Origin of the sequence: Actinoplanes sp. NPDC051470 (assembly GCF_040682035.1) — a bacterium.
In the GTDB taxonomy this organism is placed as follows: domain Bacteria; phylum Actinomycetota; class Actinomycetes; order Mycobacteriales; family Micromonosporaceae; genus Actinoplanes.
Map to the genome: position 1 here is coordinate 94,732 of NZ_JBFBAA010000027.1, position 19,740 is coordinate 114,471.

Sequence of the window (19,740 nt, forward strand, 5' to 3'; positions counted from 1 at the left end):
TCAGTGACTCTGGGTACGGCTTCAGGTCGCTGTCAGTTGCCGCTCGGTTGTTTGGAGATCCCACACGAAGCGGGTCGGCGCGAAGGCCTCGGTGAAGCCGGCCGCGACACACAGGCTGAGCACCAGCGCGGCGATCGGACCCATGGCAACCTCCTCAGCGACCCAGTTGGTTCTCCTTCGGTCCCACGGGCGCCGGGTTGAGGTTTCGCGGTGAGCCGGGGCAGGGCAGGGTGTGCGGCATGGATCTCACCGACACCGGGAACCTGGCCGTCCTGATCGCCGCCGTCCTGATCGTGGCCGGCATCCTCGGCGTGGTCATTCCCGTGCTCCCCGGCCTGATCCTCTGCTGGCTGGGCGTCCTGGTCTGGTCCTTGCTGAGCGACGCCGGCGGCGCGAAGTGGCTGGTCCTCGGCCTGACCACCGGCGTGGCCCTGGCCGGGACGCTGATCAAGTACCTCTGGCCGGGCCGCCGCCTCAAGGAGAGCGGCGTCCCGAACCGGTCCCTGGTGCTCGGCGGGCTGCTCGGCGTGATCGGCTTCTTCGTGGTGCCGGTGGTGGGCCTGGTCCTCGGCTTCGTGCTGGGCATCTGGCTGGCCGAGCGCACCCGTTTGGGCCCCGGCCAGGCGTGGGCCTCCACCCGGCGGGCCCTCGGCGCCGTGGGCCTGTCCCTGCTGATCGAGTTCGCGGCCGCCCTGGCGATCGCCGTGATCTGGCTGTTCGGCGTCCTCAACGCCTGACCCTGTGGACAGTTCTCCGGACTGTCATTTTCGGCCGCTACGTTTGCGCCCACCCAGTGCCGGGGTGGGGGAGGCGGCGGCTCGTCGCGCAGCGCAACCCACCCCCCAGCGAGGCGGGGTGGCGAACGCTTCGTCTGTCAGCTCGGACCTGCGTGGTACTGCGCCCGGGGTCTCCGCCTGACCCGCTGACGCCGTCGCTGGGTCAGCAGGAGGAGCAGGGGCGTCGCCGCGAGGATCACGGCTACCGCCGCGGCCGCCGCGAAGGTCAGGGTTCGGGATGAGTCGCGCTGGGGTGCCGCCGCCGGTTGCGGGGCCTTGTTGGTGGGGCCGGGGGTCACCGGAGCGTTCTCGGTCGTCTTGGTTGTGGCCAATGATTCCGGGTCGACCAGTTTGCCGACGGAGGCGTCCTTCGGGAGTTTGAAGCCCCAGTCGAGCAGGGCGGCGCCCTGTTGCCAGCCCTTAAGCGGGTTGTTCTCGGCGCCCAGCAGGGTCACCACCAGGCGGCGGCCGTTGCGTTGGGCGGCGCCGACGTAGCTGTGCCGGGCCAGTTTGGTGAAGCCGGTCTTGCCGCCCAGGGCGCCCGGGTAGTTGAAGATCAGGCGGTTCTCGTTCTGGAACTGGAAACCGCCCTTCTTCAACGCTTTCTGGGCGGGCATCGTGGCGCTGCGGGTCAGGGCGTACTTGCGGAAATCGGCCCGGTCGAACAGGCGCCGGGAGATCAGGGCCAGGTCGTACGCGCTGGTGAATTGGCCGGGGCCGTCCAGGCCGGACGGGGTGACGGCGTGGGTCTGGTAGGCGCCCAGACGCTTGGCCTCGTCGTTCATCGCCTTGACCGTGGCCGGCACGCCGCTGCGGCCGCCACCCACCCGGGCCAGGGCGTTCGCCGCGTCGTTGCCCGAGTTGAGGATCAGGCCCAGCCACAGGGTCGCGATCGAGTACGAGCCACCGCGCACCAGGCCGACCGCGGAACTGCCGGGCTCGATGTCGAGGTCCGACTGGGCCACCTTGATCGTCTGCCGGGGATCGAGGTGGGGCATGACCGTGGCCGCCAGCAGCAGCTTCTGCACGCTCGCCGGGGTCTGGTAGACGTGCGGCCCGCACCCGCCGAGCACCTCGCCGGTGTCGAGGTCGGCCACCAGCCAGGTGGCGGCGGTGAGGGCGGGCGGCGCGGCGACGCCGGCCGGGACGGCCAGGCCGTTGGTGGCCAGGGCGTCACCGCCGACCGCGCGGGCCACCGGGTCGTCCGGCGGCGGCACCGGCCGGGCCGGACGGCCGGTCGGCGGCTTCACCTTCGGCCGCGGGCACGGGACGACGGCCTTGGCGGCCGCGTTCAGCGGCGAGGAGGGCGAGGCGGCCGCGTTCAGCGGCGAGGAGGGCGAGGCGGCCGCGTTCAGCGGCGAGGAGGGCGAGGCGGCCGCACTTGGAGGCGAGGAGAGGGCAAGGAGGGTGAACGCGGTCAGGGCCGCCGCCACGGCCCGACGTCGTCGGATGAGGGTGAGGAGAGGAATGGAACCAAGGATCACGGCCAGGAAGCTCCCAGGTCGAGACGGCGCCGCAGGAGCTGCGCCAGGGGGATGGTCTCGCCGTCGCCGCCGCCCGCGCCGACCACGAGCCTGGGGACGCTCGGTCGCAGGTCGGCGCCGGTGAACCGGGCGCGCAGGGAGGACGGCACGGCCATGACGTAATACTCACCGTCGGCGCCGACGGCCACGGTCTTGTTGCTCTTCAAATACCAACCACGAATCTTCGTACGGTACGTCGACCGCCCGTCGAACGACGTCGCGTTCAGCCGCGCGGGGGAGAGGCCACGCTCGGTCGCCTCGCGGACGAACTCGGCCAGCAGCCCGGCCGCTTCGGCCGCCTCGGCGGCCCGGCCGGCATCGAGGGCCGCGGCGTGCCCGGCGATCGCCCGTCGCCGCTGCTCGTGCCAATCGGCGGCGGCGCCCGGATCGGCCCCGGTCGCTCGCTCGTCCTCCATGGCGACGACCCTAACCTCATCCGGACGGTTCCATCCACCCGCCCTTTCGGCCGACCGGCCGGACGCCTCCGGGACCGCCGATTTCCCGCTGAATGCGCCATCGCATTTAATGACCAAGCGACCCTGGACGAAAAAGAATGGTTGAATCCGAGGGAAGAGTTGCGCGCGACGCCGCCGAAGGGCGACACTGAGCGCGGCTATTCCGGATAACCAACGGGAGTCGGCATGGCGCGCCAGGTAATCACCACTCTGATCGACGATCTGGACGGAAAGAAGGCGGACCGCACCGTCGAGTTCAGTCTGGACGGAACGAGCTACACGATCGACCTTTCCGACGCCAATGCCGGAAAGCTGCGCAAGGCTCTCGACCCGTTCATCACCGCGGGCACCCGGGTCGGTCGCGGCGGCGCCCCTCGGGCCCGGGTCGCGTCCGGCGGGCGCACGGCGACCAGCCGCGACGAGAACAAGGCGATTCGGGAGTGGGCGGTGGCCAACGGCCATGAGATCTCCGAGCGCGGCCGCATTCCCCAGGGCGTGAGCGACGCCTACCGCGCGGCCCATCGCCGCTGACCGTCCCATTGCGCAATAGCGCAACCCGACTCCAGGCCTTGGCTTAAGTCAACCGGCGCAGCTTCGGCAACAGCCCGGCGACCGTTTCCAGCGTCTTCTCAGAACCGGCGTACCACCCGCTCGCCCGCGGCCAGTGTGCGACGACATCGGTGAAACCGAGGGCCGCCGCCCGGCCGGTCAGGTCGGTGAATGCGTCGCCGCTGCTCATCGGGGAGACCGGCGCCGAATCGAGGTTGAGATATCGGCGCACGGTGGCCGGGTCGCGGCCGGCCTCGGCCAGCGCCGCCTCGAAGCGGTTCCGCTGCCGCTCCAGCGCGACCCACCACGCGTCGGTGCCCTCGACCGAGGCGTCGCCGTACGTCACCCAGCCGTCGCCGTACTTGGCCGCCAGCCGCAGCGTGCGCGGGCCGGAGGCGGCCACGAGCAGCGGCGTACGGCCCGCTCCGGGCCGGGTCCGCGCGTCCACCGCGGTGTAGTGGTCGCCCTGGTAGGAGACGTGATCCGAGGTCAACAGGCGGCCGGTCAGCTCGAGGAACTCACCGAACCGGTCGACCCGTTCGCGCGGGCTCAGCTCGGGAGCGCCCAGCACGCTGCTGTCGTGCCCGGTGCCGCCGGCGCCCACCCCGAGCAGCAGCCGCCCCTGCGAGATGTCGTCCAGGGCGAGCACCGAGCGGATGAACGGGACCGGGTGCCGGAAGTTCGGCGAGGCGACGTAGGTGCCCAGCCCGATCCGCCGGGTCACCATGGCCGCGGCGGTGAGGGTCGGCACGGCGTCGAACCACGGCCCGTCGACCAGGTCGCGCCAGCCGATGTGGTCGTAGGTCCAGGCGTGGTCGAAGCCGTATTCCTCGGCGCGTTGCCACCGCCGCCCGGCGATGGACCAGCGTTCGTCGGGGAGGATCACGATGCCGATGCGCATCGGATCAATCTAGAGAGCGGGTCAGGCCGTGCGTAACCCGGTCTCGTTCTCGCCCTGGTCGCGGGCGGCGGCCGCGTCGAAGGCGCCCAGCGCCCGCGCCAGATCGTTGCGGGCGGCCGGCGTCATCCGCTCGAGCACGACGGCCAGCGCGGCCTGCCGGGCGGCCCGCAACTCGTCGAGCAGCCGCTTCGCCGCGGGGGTGAGCAGCAGCCGCACCTCGCGCCGGTCGCGCGGGTCGGGCACCCGGCGGACCAGCCCGGTGGCCTCCAGCCGGTCGCACAGCCGGCTGGCCGAGGACGGGACCACGTCGAGCGCCTCGGCCAGCCGGCTCATGTTCGTCTCGCCGGTGGCCCGCGCGATGATCGTCAGCACGCGGAGCTGGGTCGGCGGTATCGCGGGGGACTGCGCCAGCCGCGCCGTGTCGAGCACGGACAGCAACGACTCCACCGACGACTCGACCGCCGCCGCGGTGTCGGGCGCATGATTCATGCCGATCCCTAGTGCTCCGTCCAACCTGGGTGCGAGCTGGCAACTACCCGCTCGGGGTGTGGTCCAAGCGTCGCTCGGCCGATCAGCGGCGCCAGTCGAGGCACACGATGACGGCGTCGTCGGCCGGGTCCTCGCCCGCGTGGTAGTCACGCAGACTACGCATCACCGTACCGACAGCCTCGGTGGCCGGCTGCAGGCGAGTCCGGCGCAACGCGGTCAGCAGCCCGCCACCGCCGAACGCCGCGCGTCCGGAGGGGGTCGCCGCGTGCACTCCGTCGCTGACCACGAGCAGGCGGTCACCGGGCTCGAGGCGGAAGCGCTGGGTCTCGTACCGGGAGTCGCCGAACATGCCGAGCGGGAGTTGCTGCTCGAGCTCGATCGGGCGGATCTCGCCCTCGCGCGCCACCATGGCCTTGGGCGACCCGGCGTCGACCGCCTCGACCTGGCCGCCGACCAGGTCGATCTCCAGCAGCAGGGTGGCCGCGTGGCCGTTGCCGCCGGCCCGCGACCAGATCGCGTCGGAGGCCAGCTCGGCCTGCTCGACCAGGTTGGCCCCGGAGCGGCGGGCGTTGCGCATCGCGTTGACCGCGGTCGTGGTGAGCAGGGCGGCGGCCAGGCCGTCGCCGGACCCGTTGAGCACGGTCACGGTGAGCCGGTCGCCGTCCAGCGACCAGTCGAAGTGGTCGCCGTGCACGTCGTACGCGGGCTCGAGCTGCCCGGCGACCAGGAACCGGTCGTCGCCCAGGGACGAGCCGGGCAGCAGGTCCCACTGGAGCTCGGCGGCCATGGTGAGGCGCTCCCGGCGCTGCACCCGGACGTAGCGGTCGGTGTCGGAGGACGCGGCGCGGATGGCGACGGCCAGCTCGTCGGCGAACGCGGCGAGCGTGTCCGACAGCCCGGTGCCGGCCGGCTGCGCGGTGTCGACCACCAGCACGCCGAGCCGTTCACCCCAGACGGTCAGGGGCAGATGCACCCGGTTGGTGCCGGCGATGCCGATGTCGGTGACCGGGCGCTGGCTGCCGAAGCAGCGCAGCGCGAGGGCGTCGCCGGGGGCGGCCTCGGTGTCGAGGACGGGCCACAGTCCGGTACGGGTCAGGTCGGCCAGCAGCACCTCGACCCGGCGGGCGGCATGATGGTGGCGGAGTTGCTCCGCCGCCAGTTCGGGCAGCCGGTCGGGGGGTGTGGCGCGCAGCAGGACGCCGATCGGCGTGGGGCCCTCGGACAACTGCGGTCACTCCTTCCGTGACTGAATTTGCTGTGCAGCAAGATTTGCTATGGGGCAAAAATGATGGCACGCCTGTCCCCGCCGAGCGCCAAGGGGGTGGCACTCGGCCGGCGGGGGCCGGGAACGGCCTCAGGCGAAGGACTTCTCGAAGTGGATCAGGCTGCCGCGCCGGGGCGTCGAGTGCAGGCGGACGTTCTCGCTGAGCGCGCGGATCAGGAACAGTCCCCGTCCGTTTTCGCCGCTTTCGTCCGGTGAGCCGTTGTCGGTGACGCCGGGATCGAATCCGGGGCCGTCATCGCGCACCTCGATGGCGCACCGATGGTCGTCGACGTCCAGGTGGACCTCGAACTTCTCGGCCCCGCCGGCGTGCTTGACCACGTTCGCGCACGCCTCGGTGAGCGCGATCTCCAGGTCGTCGCCGGAGGCCACATCCACCCGGATGATCGACAGGGCGGTCCGCAGCAGCCGCCGCACGGCGGGAACGCTGCCGGCCTCGATCGGCAGGTTGAGTCGGACCGACATGCGCATGCCAGGTGAATGCCCGAACACGCCGATAGCTAACCCAGGCTGTGTCCCGGCTCCCGCACCGCGGTTTGTGTTATCCGGCCCGACCTGGACCGTCTCCTCCTCCTGAGCCATGATCTGATGCGCCACGGAGAGGTCAGCACATGCCGGATCAACCCGACACCGCCACCGTCGTCGCCGCCCGCGCGGGCGATCCCGCCGCCGTGGACCGGCTCGTCGCCGGGTACCTGCCGCTCGTCTACACGATCGTCGGCCGGGCCATGGACGGCCACGCCGACGTCGACGACGTGGTCCAGGACGTCATGCTGCGGGTCCTGCGCAACCTGGGCGACCTGCGCGACCCGGCCGCGTTCCGGTCCTGGCTGGTGGCGATCACGGTGCGCCAGATCCGGGAGCGGTTCCGTGCCCGCCGCGGGACGCCGGACGTGCTGCTGCCGGACGACGTCCGCGACCCAGGCGCCGACTTCACCGACCTGGCGATCACCCGGCTGGAACTCTCCGGGCAGCGCCGGGAGACCGCCGCGGCGACCCGCTGGCTGGACGAGGACAACCGGGAACTGCTGTCGCTGTGGTGGCTGGAGGCCTCAGGCGAGCTCACCCGGGATGAGATCGTCGAGGCGATCGGGGTGACCCGGCAGCACGCCGCGGTCCGCGTCCAGCGGATGAAGGGCCAGCTCGAGACCGCTCGGGTGGTCGTGCGCGCGCTCGACGCCGACCCGGTCTGCGCCGACCTGCGGGTGGTGCTGACCGGCTGGGACGGCCACCCCAGCCCGCTGTGGCGCAAGCGCGTCGCCCGGCATACCCGGGACTGCCGGGAGTGCTCACCGGCCTGGTCCGGTCTGGTCGCGGCCGAGCGCCTGCTGGCCGGCATGGCGCTGGTGCCGGTGCCGCTCGCGATGAAGGGGGCGGTCATCGGCGGCGCGCAGGCCGGTGGCCACCTGGCGCTGGCCGGCAAGATCGCCTTCGGGATGAGCCGCCGGGTCCTCACCGCGGTCCTCTCCACGACCGCGGTGGCCGGTGGCGGCGCGGCCGTGGTCGTCTACCACCAGCACGCCGAGCCACCGCCGGCCCGGGCCGCGGTGATCGTGCCCAGCACGGCGCCCGCGCCGAAGATCAGCCTGCCGCCGAGCGTGGCTCCGGCCACACCACCGCCGAAGAAGCCCGCGCCGAAGAAGAAGGCCACGAAGGCCGTGCCGGTTCTGAAGACCGAGAAGAAGGGCGCCGCGGTCTGGAAGTTCGCCGGCTCCAAGGGCGCGCTCGAGGACGTCGGCGCGAGCTGGTACTACACCTGGGGCTCGAACAACAACGAGATCCCCGGCCCGGCCGGCGTCGAGTTCGTGCCGATGATCTGGGACGAGCGCAACGTCACCACCAGCACTCTGGCCGAGGCGAAGCGCGAGGGTGACGGCACGCTGCTCGGCTTCAACGAGCCGGACATGGCGGGCCAGGCCGACATGACCGTGGAGCAGGCGCTGGCCAAGTGGCCCGAGCTGGCGAAGACCGGCATGCGGCTGGGCGCCCCGGCCGTCGCGTTCGGCGGTGACCAGGACAACGGCTGGCTGGACCGGTTCATGGACGGCGCCGAGGCGAAGAAGCTGAAGGTCGACTTCATCCCGATCCACTGGTACGGGTCGGACTTCAGCGCGGCCTCGGTGAACCAGTTCCTGGGGTACGTCGACGCGGTGCACCAGAAGTACGGCAAGCCGATCTGGATCACCGAGTACGGCCTGATGAACTTCACCGGTCGCCCGAAGTACCCGAACACCGCGCAGATCGTCGCCTTCATCAAGGGCAGCACCACCGGCCTGGAGAAGCGGTCCTACGTCGAGCGGTACGCCTGGTTCGGCCTGCCCGCGGTCGGCGACAGCGTCGACTTCGGCCTCTACCGCGACGCGAGCACCCCGACCGAGGCCGGCAAGGCCTATCGCGCGGCGGGGTGACCTCCGCGACAGCATCGGAGGCGGTGGATAACCGGCGGGGCCGGAACGGGCAGGGATAGGCTCGGATCCATGATTCGGTTCGGCTACAAGGCCTCCGCGGAACAGTTCCCACCCACCGAGCTGCTCGGCTACGGCGTCCTCGCCGAGGAGCTCGGGTTCGACTCGGTGTTCGTCAGCGACCACCTCCAGCCGTGGCGGCACGACGGCGGGCACGCCCCGGCCGCGCTGCCCTGGCTGGGCGCGCTCGCCGCACGCACCGAACGCATCGCCATCGGCACCAGCGTGCTCACGCCGACGTTCCGCTACCACCCGGCCGTGGTCGCCCAGGCCTTCGCCACGCTCGGCTGCCTGGCGCCGGGCCGGGTGATCCTCGGCGTCGGCTCCGGCGAGTCGCTGAACGAGGTGCCGCTCGGCGCCGAGTGGCCCGACGGCAAGGAGCGGTTCGCCCGCCTGAAAGAGGCCGTCACGCTGATCAAGCAGCTCTGGGCCGAAGACCGGGTCGACTTCGAGGGTCAGTACTACCGCACCGAGAAGGCCACCATCTACGACAAGCCCGAGACGCCGGTGCCGGTGTATATCGGCGCCTCCGGCCCGGCCGCCACCCGGCTGGCCGGCCGCATCTCCGACGGCTTCATCACGACCAGCGGCAAGGGCCACGAGCTCTACACCGACACGCTGCTGCCGGCCGTGAAGGAGGGTGCCGAGAAGGGCGGCAAGACGCTCGACGACCTCGACCTGATGATCGAGGTGAAGGTCTCCTTCGACCACGACCTGGAGCAGGCCCGGCAGGCCACCCACTACTGGGGCGCGCTGGCGCTGACGCCGGAAGAGAAGCACAGCGTCGACGACCCGATCGAGATGCAGCGCCGGGCCGACGCCCTCTCGGTCGACCGCACAGTGACCCGCTGGATCGTCTCCACCGACCCGGCCGAACACGCCGCCAAGGTGGCCGAATACCTGGACATGGGCTTCAAGCACCTGGTCTTCCACGCGCCCGGGCCCGACCAGGAGAAGTTCCTCAGGCTCTACAGCGGCGAGATCCTGCCGCGTTTGCGCGAGCGCGGCTGACCGTCGGACGCCCGGCGGGCGATCCGCCGCCGGGCGCCGATCCGCGCCGCGACCGCCGCACCGGCCTGGGCCGAGGTCAACCCCTCGGGGGGTACGCGCAGCAGAAGCTCGCCGATCGGCACCGGCCCGATCCGGAGCAGCAGCCAGGCCCGGGTGACCGCGCCACCGGCGATGTCCGGCATCGGCTCGCGCAGGTCCACGCCGACCACCACGGTCGGCTCGGGCTGCTCGGGCTCGCGCTGCCGGGGAATCAGGCCGGTCGGGCGGGCCGGCCGGCCGGGGAACGGGCGGTCGCCGCTGCGGCCCTGCTCGAGTCCTTTCGGCGGGGGCGGCCCGGCGTTCATGATGCGGCTCATCGACATGGTCAGCCTTCGGTGCGCAGGTAGCCGGGACGGCCCGCATACGGCATGTTCTCGTCGGGACCGAGATGCGCCGGCCCGGCGGTCAGCTGCGGCGGGCCGGCCATGAGCTGGGGTGGCCGGGACGCGAGCTGGGATGGTCCGGCGGTGAGCTGGGGCGGGCCGGGGGTGCGGTCCTCGGCGTCCAGCCGGCGGCGGCCACCACCGACCTCGCGCGGCACCCGGTCGTTGACCACCTCACCGGTGTCGTAGATCTCGGTGCGGTGCACCCCGGTGTCGTAGACCCCGGTGCGGTGGACGCCGGTGTCATACAGGCCGCTGCGCCGGATGCTGCCGTTCTCGCCCTGGTGCACGCCGCTCTCGTAGATGCCGCTGCGCCGCCGCGAGTTGCCGATCATGTCCTCGGTGCGGTGCTGGCCCACGGAGTCGGCCCAGTCCGGCCGTGGTCCGGGGTAGGGGCGGCGCGGGGCCTCGGGCCGGGCGTGCCGGCCGGTGGTGTGCTCGCCGGGCCGGTCGGCAGTGGTTCGCGTGCTCCGGGCGTACCCACGCATGGTTGTGCTCTTGCCCTCCTCCTGATCGAGCCGCGACACCCGGCGCCGCTCCGCACGCAGCACGCGCCGCCCCCGCAGGATGCGCGCGAGGGTACGCCGCGGCCGGGGAGCGCCGTGGATCCGCGGGTAACGCACCGTGGCGATCTCCACGACCCGCAGGCCGAGCGCCGCCATCCGCACCGGGATGAGCGGGTTGACCTCCGGGCCGTCGCCCCACACGGTCTCGCCGCGGCGCAGGCCGGGCAGTTCCGGATCGGGCAGGTCGAATTTGTCCAGGGTGGCGCGCCAGAACGCGTGGTAGCCGGAGCCGAGGTCGGTGTAGCGGGTCTGGAAGACCTTGTTCACGCGGTGCCGGAGCAGGTGCCCGCCGAGCCGCTCCAGGCGGCCCGACTCCAGATCCCCGCCGCGGCCGCGGAACCGGGACCCGTGTGCGGCGTCGGCGCCGCCGGCCAGCGCCTGCACGAAGCGGGGGATGTCGCTGGGATCGCATGAGCCGTCCGCGCTCATCAGAACCACGATGTCTCCCCGGCTGGCCGCGATTCCGCATGCCAAAGCGTTGCCCTTGCCGGAGCGGGTCTGGCGGACCACATGTGTGCCCGCGCGGCTCTGCCGGGCCACCGCGACCGTGTCGTCGGACGAGCCGCCGTCCACGACGATCACCTCGTCGACCACGTCGGGCAGGCCGTGGAGCACGTGGGCGATGTTGGCGGCCTCGTCCAACGCGGGCAGGACGACGCTCACGGTCGGCCGCGAAGGAGGCATGGGCGGTGGCTCCTCAGCTTCTGTGTACGGGATCAAGGTCAACCTAACAAGCGACTACCGTCGGTCAACTCACCAAAACGGACGACCGTCTTCACCAACCGGCCCAAGGCTCCTAGCTGGGAATATCTAGGTTGCGGGCGGAACGTCAGCACCACTTAGAGTGATATTTGATCGGACGTGGGTGGGCAAGCCCGGGTAAAGCGGACGCCTGACGACCCCGGGGGTTCACGAAAACGGAGTAGGCTCCGGTTATGAGACTTGGCCTCCACATCTCCAACTTCACCTGGCCCGAGGGTCCCGCGCGCCTCGGTCCCGTCCTCGGCGAGATCGCCTCCGCGGCCGACGAGGCCGGCTTCGAGCGGATCAGCGTCATGGACCACCTGTGGCAGATCGCCGTCATCGGCCCGCCGGAGCACGACATGCTCGAGGCGTACACCGCGCTCGGGTTCCTGGCCGGCCAGACCAAGCGCGCCAAGCTGCTCACCCTGGTCACCGGCGTCGTCTACCGCGACCCGGGCCTGCTGGCCAAGGCGGTCACCACGCTCGACATCCTCTCCGGCGGCCGGGCCATGCTCGGCATCGGCGCGGCCTGGAACGAGGAGGAGTCCCGGGGTCTGGGCCTGCTCTTCCCGCCGACCGCCGAGCGGTTCGAGCGCCTCGAGGAGGCGCTGAAGATCTGCCGGCAGATGTTCGACGGCGACGAGACCGCGTTCGAGGGCAAGCACTACCGCCTCGGCCGGCTGCTCAACTCGCCCGCCCCGCTGGCCCGGCCCCGGGTGCCGATCCTGATCGGTGGCGGCGGCGAGAAGAAGACGCTCCGGCTGGTCGCGCAGTACGCCGACGCCTGCAACCTGTTCCCGGTGCCCGACATCGACCGCAAGCTCGACGTGCTCCGCCAGCACTGCGCCGACGTCGGCCGCGACTACGACGAGATCGAGAAGACCGTCCTCTACAACTGGGACCTGGGCGAGAAGGGCGAGCGGGTCGGCGAGATCATCGACGACCTGCGCCGCCTGGCCGGCCACGGGTTCACGGTCGCGCACGGTGGCCTGCGCAACGCGTGGGACACCAAGCAGTTCGAGATCTTCCAGAAGGAGATCGTCCCCGCGGCCGAGGCGTTGTGAGCGTCGAGGCGGTCGTCTTCGACCTCGACGGCGTGATCATCGACTCCGAGGAGACCTGGGAGGAGGTGCGCCGCGGTTACGTCGCGGCGCACGGCCGGGAGTTCCTCCCGGACACCCAGACCCGGATGATGGGGATGAGTACCGGGGAGTGGTCCCGCCACCTCGCCGAGGACGTCGGCGTCGGGCTGCCTCCGGAACAGGTTGCGTCCGAGGTGCTGGCGGCGATGGCCGGGCGCTACCGGGACCATCTCCCGCTGATCCCCGGGGCGGTCGACGCGGTCCGGCGGATCGCCGCGGTCTATCCGGTGGCGCTGGCCAGCTCGTCGGCCCGGGTGCTGATCGACAGCGTGATGGCCGCCTCGGGGCTCGACTCGGTCTTCCAGGTCGTGCTCTCCACCGAGGAGGTTCCCCGGGGCAAGCCCGCGCCGGACGTCTATCTGCTCGCCGCCGCCAAGCTGGGCTTCGAGCCCACGCACTGCGCGGGGATCGAGGACTCCAGCAACGGTCTGCGCGCGGTGGCGGCGGCCGGGATGAAGGTCGTGTGCGTGCCGCACGGCGTCTACCCGCCCGCCGACGACGCCCTGGCTCAGGCCGCGCTGGTGGTCCCGTCGCTGGCCGAGTTGTCGGTGGACGCCATCGCCGCGCTGTAGTTCCGCGGCGAGGTGTGAAGGATCTTCACCACGGGTAGACGCCCAGGGCGACCCCCTGGAGGTGCTTGTGTCTGGTGATGTGTTGCTCGCCGCAGAAGGTCTTCGGCTCGATCTCGACATCTTCGATTATCTGATCCTGGCGATCTATTTCGCCTTCGTGCTGGGGATCGGGTTCGCCGCGCGACGGGCGATCAAGACCAGCGCCGACTTCTTCCTCTCCGGCCGGTCGATGCCGGCCTGGGTGACCGGCCTCGCGTTCGTCAGCGCCAACCTCGGCGCCCTCGAGATCCTCGGCATGGCGGCCAACGGCGCCCAGTACGGGCTGCTGACGCTGCACTACTACTGGATCGGCGCGGTGCCGGCCATGGTGTTCCTGGGCATCGTGATGATGCCGTTCTACTACGGCTCCAAGGTGCGCAGCGTCCCGGAGTTCCTGCGGCTGCGCTTCAACCGGCCGACCCACCTGCTCAACGCGATCAGCTTCGCGCTGGCCCAGGTGCTGATCGCCGGCGTCAACCTCTATGCGCTGGCGCTGATCCTGGACGCGCTGCTGGGGTGGCCGTTGTGGCTGTCGATCGTGCTCGGGGCGGCGATCGTCCTGACGTACATCAGCATCGGGGGTCTGTCCTCGGCGATCTACAACGAGGTGCTGCAGTTCTTCGTGATCCTGGCCGGGCTGATCCCGATCACCATCATCGGTCTCAAGAAGGTCGGCGGCATCGACGGGCTGTTCGAGAAGGTGCGCAGCGGCCCGCTCGGTGAGGCGGCCCTGCACACCTGGTCGAACACCGGCAGCTCGGCCGACAACCCGCTGGGCGCCAACTGGATCGGCATCGTCTTCGGGCTCGGCTTCGTGCTGTCGTTCGGCTACTGGACGACGAACTTCGCCGAGGTGCAGCGCGCGCTGAGCGCCAAGGACATGAGCGCGGCCCGGCGTACGCCGATCATCGGCGCCTTCCCGAAGCTGCTGATCCCGGTCGTCACCGTCATCCCCGGCCTGATCGCGATCGTGACCGTCAAGGGGCTGGGCGCCGAGTCGGGCGACCTGGTCTACAACAACTCGATCCCGCTGCTGATGAACGACCTGCTGCCCAACGGCGTGCTGGGCGTGGCGGTGACCGGTCTGGTGGCCTCGTTCATGGCCGGCATGGCCGCCAACGTGTCCGGGTTCAACACCGTGTTCACGTACGACATCTGGCAGTCGTACGTGCGCAAGGACCGGTCGGACGAGTACTACCTGCGGATCGGGCGCTGGGCGACGGTCGGCGGCGTGATCATCGGGATCGGCACGGCGTTCATCGCGGCCGGCTTCAACAACATCATGAACTACATCCAGGCGCTCTTCTCCCTGTTCAACGCGCCGCTGTTCGCCACCTTCATCGTGGGCATGTTCTGGAAGCGGATGTCGGCGTGGGCCGGCTTCTGGTCGCTGCTGCTGGGCACGCTCTCGTCGCTCACGCTCTACCTGCTCTACCTCGGTGACGTGGTGCACTTCAACTCCGACCTGGAGGAGAGCTTCTACGGCGCCGGCCTGGCCTTCGGCACCGCGGTCGTGGTGGCCGTGGTGGTCACCCTGTTCACCCCGCCCCGGCCCGAGAACGAACTGCGCGGCCTGGTCTACGGGCTGGCCGGCACGGACACCTCGGGCGCGGCGGTGCTGGCCGCCGACAAGGTCTGGTGGCGCAATCCGGTGCTGCTCGGCGTGATCGCGGTCGTGCTGGCCGTCCTCCTCTACATCCCGGTCTGGTAAGGAGTCCCTGAGATGGCCGACGAGAAGATCCCTGACGAGCGGGCGAAGCGCTCCGCCGCCGCCCGGTTGTTCGACGTGCGCCGGGTGATCGGTCTGTTGTTCGTGGTCTACGGCGTGATCGTCACGCTGCTCGGCCTGTTCGACGGCGACGCCGAGATCGCCAAGGCGCAGGACATCCGCATCAACATCTGGATGGGCCTGGCCATGCTCGCGCTCGGCCTGTTCTTCCTGGGCTGGCAGCGGCTGCGCCCGACCCCGCCGCCGACCGAGGAGGAGCTGGCCGGGCAGAGCGAGCGGCCGTCCTCCCACTGAGCTCCGGTAAGCCGTTTGATGGAGGGGGCGGTGCGGCTCGGGTGCAACCGGGTTGCAGCGCCCCCGCTAATGGTCCAGTGCCGTTCCGGCCTTCCGATACTCGTGGGCATGGAACCCCTCGCCTCCGTCAGCTTCTCCACGACCGGCGGCCCCCGGACCGCCGGCTGGCAGCAGCAGCTCCGCGTCGACTTTGTCGTCAACAAGGTCATGCAGACCCACCGCGGCAAGTCCGAGGATGTGGTCAAACAGGCCATCCAGGACCAGCTCCGTTCCATCGGCGTGGTGCCGAACGGGCGGCAGGTCTCCCAGTACGCAACGGTGATCTCCCAGTTGCCGTTGCTCCCGCCGGCCAACGCCTGAGTGCCCGGTCTTCCGCGGTTCCCGGCCCTGGTCAGCCTGTCAGCTCGCCGTGGCCGGGAACCGCAGGATCCGGTCGTCGCCGTCCCGGACGTTCTCGTCCCGGTCGGTGTTCGACGTGGTCAGCCACAGGGCGCCGTCGGGTGCGACGGCGACCGTCCGCAGCCGGCCCCACTTGCCGGTGAAGTACGCCCGCGGCTCGCCCCCGCCGAGCGGCACGGTCCACAGGCGCTGCCCGCGCAGCGCGGCCACGTACATGGTGTCGCCGGCGATCGCCGCGCCCGACGGTGACGCCTCCGACGTGGGCCAGGTGACCAGCGGCTTGGTGAAGCGCGCGGGGCCGTCCTCGTCGCCCTCGACCTCGGGCCAGCCGTAGTTCTTGCCCTTCTGGATCCTGTTCACCTCGTCGAGCCGGTTCTGGCCGAACTCGGTGGCGTACATCGCGCCGTCCGCGGTCCAGGCCAGGCCCTGCACGTTGCGATGACCCGAGGTCCAGATCGGCGAGCCCGAGGCCGGGTTGCCGGGCGCCGGCTTGCCCTCCGGCGTGAGGCGGAGGATCTTGCCGTTGTTGCTGCCCTCGTCCTGCGAGCGCGGGGGCTCGGCGGCGTCCCCGGTGCCGACGTAGAGCATCCCGTCCGGCCCGAACGCGATCCGCCCGCCGTTGTGATTGCCGGCCTTGGCCAGCCCGGCGAAGACCACCTCGGGCTTGTCGTCGCGGCCCAGCTTGAACCGGACCACCCGGTTGTCGTCGTCGGCGGTGGTGTACGCGTACACCCAGCGGGTCTGCTCGTAGTCCCGGTCCATGGCCAGGCCGAGCAGGCCGCCCTCGCCGGCCGGGTCGACATCCGGCACCCGGTACGCCTCCCGGACCTTCCCGCCCGGCGTCACCTGCACGATCGTCGCCTTGTCGCGTTGCGCGACCAGCGCGCTGCCGTCCGGCAGGAAGGCCAGCCCCCACGGCACGTCGATGCCGGTGGCGAGGGTCTCCGGCTCGGCGGCCAGGTCCGGTCGCCCGGCCGGCGTGGCGGGGGCCGAGGCCGAGGGCAGGACCGACGGCGCCGGGGGAGCCGACAAAGCGGGCGCGGGCGGCTGAGAGGAATCCTCCGAACAGGCCGTGAGCAGGGCGGCGCCGGCCAGCGCGGCAACGAGCTTCCGGGAGTGGGTCATGCCTCCAACGGTGCCACGCCACAACCGGGGACAACGCTCCGTTACAACATATTGACTGATCCAACCGTATGAATGATTGACACCGCCTCCCACCTGCATGAAGGGTCCACTCACGACCTTCCTTACCCTTCGGAGGCCATCCATCATGAGATCCAGACGCTGGCTCACCGCCGGAGCGGCTGTGGTCCTGGGCGCGGTCACGGCCGTCACCCAGGCCCCGGCCGCCACCGCGGCGCCGGCTCCTACCGCCGACACCCTCGGGGTCTACGTCGGCACCTTGGACGCGGCCCAGCTCGAGCAGCTGCGCCAGGCGGGCATCGACAGTCACGAGAGCTCGATCACGCCACCGGCCGGCGGCAAGGTCGTCGTGGAGACGATCCTCGGCGCCGGCCAGGCCAAGCAGTTGATCGCCAAGGGCGTACCCCTCAAGGCCAAGAGCGCGACCACCACGATGCGCAAGCAGGCCGCGGCCGCGCCCACCGTCTTCAAGCAGTACAACACGCCCGGCGGCATCCGCGACGAGCTCGCCGCGACCGCGGCGCGGTTCCCGCAGATCGCCAAGCTGGTCACCATCGGCACCAGCCTCAAGGGCACCCCGATCCAGGCGATCAAGCTGACCAAGGGCGCGCGCAACGTGCCGGACGGCGCCCGGCCGTCGGTGCTGTACGCCGGCGCCCAGCACGCCCGTGAGTGGATCACCCCGGAGATGAACCGGCGGCTGATGCACTACTACGTCAACGGGTACGGCAAGGACGCGGCGATCACCCAGCTGCTGAACACCACCGAGGTGTGGATCCTGCCGGTGGCGAACGTGGACGGCTACGACTTCACGTTCACCGAGGGCAACCGCCTGTGGCGCAAGAACCTGCGCGACAACAACGGCGACGGCCAGATCACCCCGGGCGACGGCGTCGACCTGAACCGGAACTTCGCCGAGAAGTGGGGCTACGACAACGAGGGCTCCGCGGACGACCCGTCGGACGAGACCTACCGCGGCACCGGCCCGAACTCCGAGCCGGAGACCAAGGCGCTCAACAGCCTGTTCCAGAAGGTCGGCTTCGAGTTCTTCGTGAACTACCACTCGGCCGCCGAGCTGCTGCTCTACGGCATCGGCTGGCAGGTCGACACGATCAGCCCGGACGACCAGATCAGCATCGCGATGGCCGGTGACGACGCGCACCCGGCGGTGCCCGGCTACGACCCGGACATCTCGGCCGAGCTGTACACCACCAACGGCGACACCGACACGCACGCACAGGTCCGGTTCGGCACCATCGGCTTCACGCCCGAGATGACCACCTGCGCGACCGCGTCGGCGATCGACCCGGACGACCAGTGGGACCCGGCGGACTGCCAGAGCGGCTTCAACTTCCCGGACGACGAGGGCCTGATCCAGGCCGAGTTCGAGAAGAACATCCCGTTCGCGCTGTCCATCGCCCAGTCGGCCAAGGACCCGGCCAACCCGGTGTCCGCGGTCGGGCGTACCGCGCCCGACCTGGAGGCCGACCCGTTCGAGTACTCGTACGGCACCACCCAGACGGTGTCCGTGGTCGCCGAGCGGGCGCTCAAGGACAAGGTGCTGCACTACCGCATCAACAACGGCGCCGAGCGCACCGCGGCGGTCCGCCGCTGGGACGGCGGCAAGCGGTACGGCAACACCCACAACAAGTTCTACGCCGAGTTCCGCGGCCTGGTCCGCGGGCAGAAGCCGGGCGACAAGGTGACCGTCTGGTTCACCGCGACCGGCGGGCAGCCGAGCACGCCGTTCACCTACACGGTGTCCAACGACATCGGCGGTGACGTGCTGGTCCTCGCGGCCGAGGACGTCACCGGCATCTCGCCGGCCAACACCGACGGGGCCACCGCGGCCCGGTACGCCGACGAGCACGTCGCGAGCATCGAGGCGGCCGGTCTCAAGGCCGACGTCTACGACCTGGACACCCACGGGCGGAAGGCGCCGCACCCGCTCGGTGTGCTGTCCCACTACAAGGCCGTCGTCTGGGAGACCGGCGACGACATCATCCCGCGGGCGCCGGGCCAGGGTGGCGGCACCGCCTCCCGCAACGCCTGGCAGACCGAGCTGGCCGTCCGGGACTACGTCAACGAGGGCGGCAAGCTGATCTACGGCGGCAAGTACGCGGGCTACGCCAACGCCGCCAACGGCTCGTACGACTACGACCCGAACCCCGGCCCGGAGTGCCCGGTCGACAACGGCGCGACCTGTCTGCCGCTGTTCAACGACTTCCAGCAGTACTGGCTGGGGGCCTACTCGTACGTGGACAACGGCGGGGCCGGTCCGGACGGGCCGCGGCCGCTGGCCGGCAACGCCGGGAAGTTCGACGGGTTCGCCGCCGAGCTGAACGCGCCCGGGTCGGCGGGCAACCAGGACCACACCGGTTCGTTCCTGACCACGTCCAGCGTGCTGCCGGTCACGCAGTTCCCGCAGTTCGCCAGCCAGGGGCCGGTCGACTGGGACCTGGGCCGGAACCCGTACGAGCCGTACGACGGCGGCTGGTACCTCTGGAGCGGGCAGGCCGACGCCAGCTACAAGCGGCTGACCCGCACCGTGGATCTGAGCGCGGCCACCTCCGGCGCGCTGAAGTTCAACGTGTCGCACGACACCGAGGCGAGCTGGGACTACATGTTCGTCGAGGCGCACACGGTCGGCGCGGACGACTGGACCACGTTGCCCGAGACCGGCGGCCACACCCAGACCGGCACCGGCGACAGCTGCGAGTCGGGCATCCAGGAGCTGCACCCGTTCCTGACGCACTACCAGGGCGCGGACTGCTCGGCGACCGGCACCACGGGCACCTGGAACGCGGTCAGCGGCAACAGCGGCGGCTGGCAGGACTACGGCTTCGACCTGTCCGCGTACGCGGGCAAGCAGGTCGAGGTGTCGATCAGCTACATGTCCGACTGGGGCACCCAGGGTCTGGGCGTCTTCCTGGACAACGTGCGGGTCGAGACGAACGGCGTCGTCACCGCGCAGACGTCGTTCGAGACCGACCTGGGTGGCTGGGCGATCACCGGGCCGCCGGCCGGCTCCGGCCCGGACGCCAACAACTGGAGCCGCAGTCAGAACGCGTTCGGTGACAACTTCGACCAGGGCGCCGTCACCACCACCAAGGACTCGGTCTTCCTCGGCTTCGGCCTGGAGGGCCTGTCCACGGCGAAACGCACCGACTTCCTCAAGCGGTCGTTCCGCCACCTCGGGGTGAAGTAGCCCCGATTACCACCGATCCCGCACGGGATCA

20 protein-coding genes are annotated in these 19,740 nt (G+C 70.9%); 10 read left to right on the top strand and 10 right to left on the bottom strand.

Annotation, left to right across the window (positions count from 1 at the left end; translation table 11 throughout):
- Window positions 1-21 precede the first annotated feature (21 nt).
- Window positions 22-144: a hypothetical protein gene (locus AB0M54_RS35735; RefSeq protein ID WP_364476241.1), complete on the bottom strand. Its 123-nt coding sequence runs from the start codon at window positions 142-144 to the stop codon at window positions 22-24.
- Between the two features lie 95 nt (window positions 145-239).
- Here AB0M54_RS35735 and AB0M54_RS35740 point away from each other — a divergent pair, with 95 nt between their 5' ends.
- Window positions 240-737 carry a DUF456 domain-containing protein gene (locus tag AB0M54_RS35740; protein WP_364331924.1) on the top strand — a complete coding sequence of 166 codons (498 nt, stop codon included), beginning with the start codon at window positions 240-242 and terminating at the stop codon, window positions 735-737.
- 137 nt (window positions 738-874) lie between these two features.
- On the opposite strand, the gene AB0M54_RS35745 is transcribed toward AB0M54_RS35740, so the two are convergent.
- Entirely contained in the window at window positions 875-2,209 is a 1,335-nt protein-coding gene (locus tag AB0M54_RS35745; protein ID WP_364476243.1) for a D-alanyl-D-alanine carboxypeptidase, read from the bottom strand.
- 47 nt (window positions 2,210-2,256) lie between these two features.
- Entirely contained in the window at window positions 2,257-2,715 is a 459-nt protein-coding gene (locus AB0M54_RS35750; RefSeq protein ID WP_364331929.1) for a hypothetical protein, read from the bottom strand.
- 225 nt (window positions 2,716-2,940) lie between these two features.
- Between AB0M54_RS35750 and AB0M54_RS35755 the strand changes: the two genes are divergently transcribed.
- On the top strand, window positions 2,941-3,285 hold the full coding sequence (locus tag AB0M54_RS35755) for an Lsr2 family protein (protein ID WP_364331932.1): 345 nt from the start codon (window positions 2,941-2,943) through the stop codon (window positions 3,283-3,285).
- 43 nt (window positions 3,286-3,328) lie between these two features.
- Here AB0M54_RS35755 and AB0M54_RS35760 read toward each other — a convergent pair whose 3' ends face one another.
- The 4 genes from AB0M54_RS35760 to AB0M54_RS35775 form a co-directional block, all read right to left on the bottom strand.
- Entirely contained in the window at window positions 3,329-4,204 is an 876-nt protein-coding gene (locus tag AB0M54_RS35760; RefSeq protein WP_364331935.1) for an LLM class flavin-dependent oxidoreductase, read from the bottom strand.
- A gap of 21 nt (window positions 4,205-4,225) precedes the next feature.
- A complete protein-coding gene (locus AB0M54_RS35765; protein ID WP_364331938.1) occupies window positions 4,226-4,693 on the bottom strand; it encodes a MarR family transcriptional regulator in 468 nt (155 codons plus the stop codon).
- Window positions 4,694-4,775: 82 nt separating this feature from the next.
- Complete coding sequence (locus tag AB0M54_RS35770) at window positions 4,776-5,918, bottom strand: PP2C family protein-serine/threonine phosphatase (protein WP_364476245.1); 1,143 nt, start codon at window positions 5,916-5,918, stop codon at window positions 4,776-4,778.
- Between the two features lie 129 nt (window positions 5,919-6,047).
- A complete protein-coding gene (locus AB0M54_RS35775) occupies window positions 6,048-6,446 on the bottom strand; it encodes an ATP-binding protein (protein WP_364476247.1) in 399 nt (132 codons plus the stop codon).
- A 140-nt stretch (window positions 6,447-6,586) separates the two neighbouring features.
- Here AB0M54_RS35775 and AB0M54_RS35780 point away from each other — a divergent pair, with 140 nt between their 5' ends.
- Entirely contained in the window at window positions 6,587-8,383 is a 1,797-nt protein-coding gene (locus tag AB0M54_RS35780) for a sigma-70 family RNA polymerase sigma factor (protein ID WP_364476249.1), read from the top strand.
- A gap of 69 nt (window positions 8,384-8,452) precedes the next feature.
- Window positions 8,453-9,451 (top strand): glucose-6-phosphate dehydrogenase (coenzyme-F420), encoded by a 999-nt coding sequence (gene fgd, locus AB0M54_RS35785; protein ID WP_364331950.1) that lies wholly within the window; start codon window positions 8,453-8,455, stop codon window positions 9,449-9,451.
- On the opposite strand, the gene AB0M54_RS35790 is transcribed toward fgd, so the two are convergent.
- Window positions 9,409-9,807: a hypothetical protein gene (locus AB0M54_RS35790; protein WP_364331953.1), complete on the bottom strand. Its 399-nt coding sequence runs from the start codon at window positions 9,805-9,807 to the stop codon at window positions 9,409-9,411. The two genes, fgd and AB0M54_RS35790, sit on opposite strands and share 43 nt — an antisense overlap.
- An 8-nt stretch (window positions 9,808-9,815) precedes the next feature.
- Entirely contained in the window at window positions 9,816-11,123 is a 1,308-nt protein-coding gene (locus AB0M54_RS35795; protein WP_364476251.1) for a glycosyltransferase family 2 protein, read from the bottom strand.
- A gap of 251 nt (window positions 11,124-11,374) precedes the next feature.
- Between AB0M54_RS35795 and AB0M54_RS35800 the strand changes: the two genes are divergently transcribed.
- The 5 genes from AB0M54_RS35800 to AB0M54_RS35820 all read left to right on the top strand — a co-directional run bounded on the left by AB0M54_RS35800 (window position 11,375) and on the right by AB0M54_RS35820 (window position 15,319).
- A complete protein-coding gene (locus tag AB0M54_RS35800; protein WP_364476253.1) occupies window positions 11,375-12,247 on the top strand; it encodes an LLM class F420-dependent oxidoreductase in 873 nt (290 codons plus the stop codon).
- Window positions 12,244-12,897 (top strand): HAD family phosphatase, encoded by a 654-nt coding sequence (locus AB0M54_RS35805; RefSeq protein WP_364331962.1) that lies wholly within the window; start codon window positions 12,244-12,246, stop codon window positions 12,895-12,897. Before AB0M54_RS35800 ends, AB0M54_RS35805 begins: the two co-directional genes overlap by 4 nt.
- 67 nt (window positions 12,898-12,964) lie before the next feature.
- Window positions 12,965-14,647, top strand: a complete 1,683-nt coding sequence (locus tag AB0M54_RS35810) for a sodium:solute symporter family protein (RefSeq protein WP_364331965.1) — start codon at window positions 12,965-12,967, stop codon at window positions 14,645-14,647.
- Window positions 14,648-14,659: 12 nt separating this feature from the next.
- Window positions 14,660-14,959, top strand: coding sequence for a hypothetical protein (locus AB0M54_RS35815; RefSeq protein ID WP_364331968.1), 300 nt, complete (start codon window positions 14,660-14,662; stop codon window positions 14,957-14,959).
- A 108-nt stretch (window positions 14,960-15,067) separates the two neighbouring features.
- On the top strand, window positions 15,068-15,319 hold the full coding sequence (locus tag AB0M54_RS35820) for a hypothetical protein (protein WP_364331971.1): 252 nt from the start codon (window positions 15,068-15,070) through the stop codon (window positions 15,317-15,319).
- Window positions 15,320-15,358: 39 nt separating this feature from the next.
- On the opposite strand, the gene AB0M54_RS35825 is transcribed toward AB0M54_RS35820, so the two are convergent.
- Window positions 15,359-16,483, bottom strand: coding sequence for a PQQ-dependent sugar dehydrogenase (locus AB0M54_RS35825; protein ID WP_364476255.1), 1,125 nt, complete (start codon window positions 16,481-16,483; stop codon window positions 15,359-15,361).
- Window positions 16,484-16,628: 145 nt separating this feature from the next.
- Between AB0M54_RS35825 and AB0M54_RS35830 the strand changes: the two genes are divergently transcribed.
- A complete protein-coding gene (locus AB0M54_RS35830) occupies window positions 16,629-19,709 on the top strand; it encodes a M14 family zinc carboxypeptidase (RefSeq protein WP_364476257.1) in 3,081 nt (1,026 codons plus the stop codon).
- Window positions 19,710-19,740: the final 31 nt, after the last annotated feature.